The 3,844-nt window shown below is 59.3% G+C and carries 1 protein-coding gene; it reads right to left on the reverse strand.

Features of this window, described 5'->3' with window-relative positions:
- Window positions 1–3,073, reverse strand: a 3,073-nt coding sequence (locus B5F70_RS10405) for an InlB B-repeat-containing protein (RefSeq protein ID WP_143753977.1), incomplete at its 3' end; no start/stop codon positions are given.
- Window positions 3,074–3,844: the final 771 nt, after the last annotated feature.

The raw sequence follows: 3,844 nt of genomic DNA on the forward strand, positions 1-3,844 counted from the left end.
CCGGCATGGTGGTGTCGGCGATGGCCTCGTCGGTCTTGCCGGTCATGTCCTTGACCTCGGTGCCGCCGTTCTCCACGAACACGATGGAGGCGGGGTCGGCGGTGTAGTAGACCTTGATGGTGGAGTCGGCCGTCACGGTCTCGCCGATCTGGGCGGGGTCGGTCTTCTGGAACGACCAGCCGTCGCCGAACTTGTCGGTGGTGTTGACGGAGCCCTTGACGAACTCGGCCTTGGTCGGGTCGCCCGCCCAGGCCTTGGTCTCCACGGCCTCGGGCTCGCCGACCTCGACGCCGTCCTTGAAGTACTGGACCTTGTAGGTGGCGTCGACCTTGTCACCGGGGTCCTCGGCCCACTTGGCGTAGTAGGTCGTGACGCCCGCGGGGAACGCGGCCGGCAGGGACTCGACCTTGTCGCCCCAGTCGCCGTCGGTGCCGTCCTTGGTGTACCAGCCGTCGAAGTCGTAGCCGGCGCGGGTCGTGGCCGGCATGGTGGTGTCGGCGATGGCCTCGTCGGTCTTGCCGGTCATGTCCTTGACCTCGGTGCCGCCGTTCTCCACGAACACGATGGAGGCGGGGTCGGCGGTGTAGTACAGCTTGAGCACGAGCTTGCCGTCGCCGGTGATGGTGCCGGAGAGCACGGTACCCTCGTGATCCTCGTCGAAGGTGTAGCCGGGAATCTCGATCGGCGTAGCGGTCGCAATCGTATCGGTCTTACCGGACTTCTCTTCTTCTTTATACAGTTCAGCCTCACCGCTTGCATTAACGGCGTAGTGCTCAACCGTATAGCCAGTGGAATTATTGGCCTGCCAAATCGCGTAAAGGGTCACATCGTTGGAGGGCATTACGAATGTATTGGTGCCATCCTTCGTATATTCAGGAGTTGTGGCGTCCTTATCGGTACCCCAGCCTAGGAAAGTATATCCGGCACGCGTAGGGGTTGTATCAAAATCGACCTGAACCGTAGTGCCCTCTGTATAGGTCTTTGCCGTAGGCACGTAGCTCGTGCCGCCATTGGGGTCATACGTCACTCGGTTGACCGCTTTGTCCTGAATCACACCATCAACATGGTAGTGATCACCGCTCTTCTTAATGACGTACCAAACGATTTCCTGCGTCGCAGGGTCATAGCTCATTCTCTGGTTGCCGCTGTGGGTCTGATTCCACATGGTTATCGCACTGATAATCGTCTCATCGGTCGGAGCTTGAAGAATATTATCCGCAACCAGTTGGAGATTATTGTTGATGGCCACAGACTGCTTGATGGTGCCGTTCAACCCGGTTCCACATCCGCCAGGGAAATAGCCTGCGCCGCCGGCGCCGATGTTGGCATCCGGCTCAAATGGAATGTCCCCATCAATGCGAAGGAAGAATTCGGCTTCAGCAACTCCCTGGGGATCATTCTCAGCCCAAATTGCGTAATAGGTCTGACCGTCGCTCACGGTTATTTCTTGGGGCGTGTAATTAAGACCTGTACCGCTCCAGTCGGTAGACCATCCAACGAAGGTATAGCCCTCACGAGTAATACCATGATCTTCAGGGTTGGGCAGAGACAACCTGAACGACCCGTCACGCCCCTCGGTAGTTGTCAGGGTAAAGCTATCACCAGTGCCACCATTGGGGTTAAAGGTAATCGTAGCAGACTGCGTCCACACCGCGTAAAGGGTCATGTTGGCGCTGAGAGCAACTTCCTGTCCAGGCTGGTATTCTGCCGAAGTGGCATTGGAGTCAGTGGACCAGCCTGCAAAAGTGTAGCCATTGCGGCTAGGCTCCTCGGTGGGAATCGTAACTGTACCGCCCTTATCAACAGTTATCGACTTCGGAGCGCTCCAACCGCCATTGGCATTAAACGACACGGTTGCCTTGGTGCTGTCTGCAATCTGAAAATAATAGATAGTGCTATTGTAGCGAACCTGATACATGGTGCCCGCTGCATCACCTTCGCTTAACTCAAAGGTGGCGCTAGCAGTTCGATTAAACACTGACCCATTTTCGATGTTGCTCAGAGTTGCGTTACCGGCGCTTACGCTGTTTTCCCACCAGCCCGCAGATTCCCAGCTGCCATTTGGCCCCTTAATCTGCCACTCGCCATTCGGGCTATAGCTTTCGCTTAGCGGATAAGTGTCGCCGGGCTCAATCTGGTACGGATCGTCCTGCGTGCCGGAACCGCTTACACTCAGCAGCGAAATGCCGTTGTTCGCAGCGAGGTCCTCGGCAAGCGTGGCGTCATCCTCGACGGCCGTCGAATCCTCGTCGGTGGTCTCGCCGGTCGTTGCGCCGTCGGTGGTCTCATCCGTCGTAGCATCATCCGCCGGCTGGTCCTCGGCGGGTGCTGCCGGGTCCTCGGCAGGATCCTCGGCGGGCTCGGCCGGAACCTCTGCGGTCTCGACGGTGAGCTTCAGACCATCGGCAACATCCGTGGCGGCGACGGTGTACTCGCCGGCCGCGTTAGCCGTAAGGTTAGTCTCGACGCCGCTGGCGGTCTGCTGCTTGACCGCAGAAACGGCAAAACCGTCGGCAGGCGCGACGGTAAACTTCAACTCCTGGTTAGCCGGAGTATCGAAGGTCTTGTTATCGGGGGTATAGGTGTTCTCCCCCACGGTAAGGGTGCTTTGGGTAAGCGAGAGCGAGACGGTTGCGGTGGTATCTGCCGCCGGCGTTGCCGGGGCCGAACCGTCGGTGGGTGCACCGGCCGCCGCATTGTCTGCGGGGTTGGCGGGCGCCGCCTGGTCGGTTCCCGCTACGGCATCAGTGCCCGTGCTCGCCGTTTGGTCGGCCGCCTGGTCGACGGGCATCTCGTCCGCCACGGGAGTCGCGGGCTCCTCGGCGGGCGCCGTCGCGTCTGACGCCGGCGCGGTTTGATCGGTCGGCGTCGCGGGCTGCTCGCCCGTCGCCTCCGTACCCGTTGCCGACGTATCGGTCACCTGCGCCATCGCATCTGTCGCCGCCGTGTTGGCTACCGCCACCACCGCAGGCAGATTGACGCTCTGGGCAGCAAGCACAAACGCAAGGAAGACGGCTAACGCCTTTGCTCCCTTGCGCTTGATTTCCTTGCGCGTCTTACTTGAGACATGCATATGTACCACCCCAAACACTTCGACGGGCTACACCGCACCCGTCCTCGCTCCCGCTTTTGCCCTACCTCGTGTGATATGGCCGCTTAGCAGCATTTTTGTGGGTGCGGCCACAGCACGCGTATTCGAGACAAAAGTGTCCTACGGGGTCCAGTTTAGCTTATTTGGTGGAGATAGTGAGCTTTGATGATTGATTTAAGGTACGCGGGTGTAGCTTCGCCGTGCAAACGGCTTGTTATGAGGGACAAACGGTATATTCTGCCGTGAATATCAAGAACTTGTAAAGTGCGATTTTTCAAGCACATTATGTTGGGGGATACCCATCGCTAAAGTGCGCTGACAGAAAGCGCCACCCCATCATTTTTGATATGGGGATACCATCTTTTGCTCATGCGTATTCTCGTGTGTCTATGCGTATGCCCGCGACCGGTTCTCGCGCTCGGTTCCGCCAGTAAATCCCCGCGGGCGTCCTTGATGCTGCGTTCCTATGGCTGGTTACCGCGGCTGGATCCCGCGGGCGACCTGCCGTTAGATTCCCGTGTGCGAGGATGCCACTTTTGACCGTTCGCAGGGGATGCGGACAATTTCTTGGACAGGCCTAGGCGGCCAGCCCGAGCCGCTCCCTGCGGCCCCTGATCGTATCGTACACCGTCCGGCCGCCCTCGCGGAAGGCCTTCAGCCGGCCCTCCCGGTACCAGCGGATGTACGAGGAGAGCTCGGCGATGAACCGCTCCGCGGTCCAGCCCGACCAGTCCCTGCCGTGGAAGAACTCGA

It is taken from the genome of Collinsella sp. An268, assembly GCF_002159765.1.
GTDB lineage: Bacteria > Actinomycetota > Coriobacteriia > Coriobacteriales > Coriobacteriaceae > Coprousia.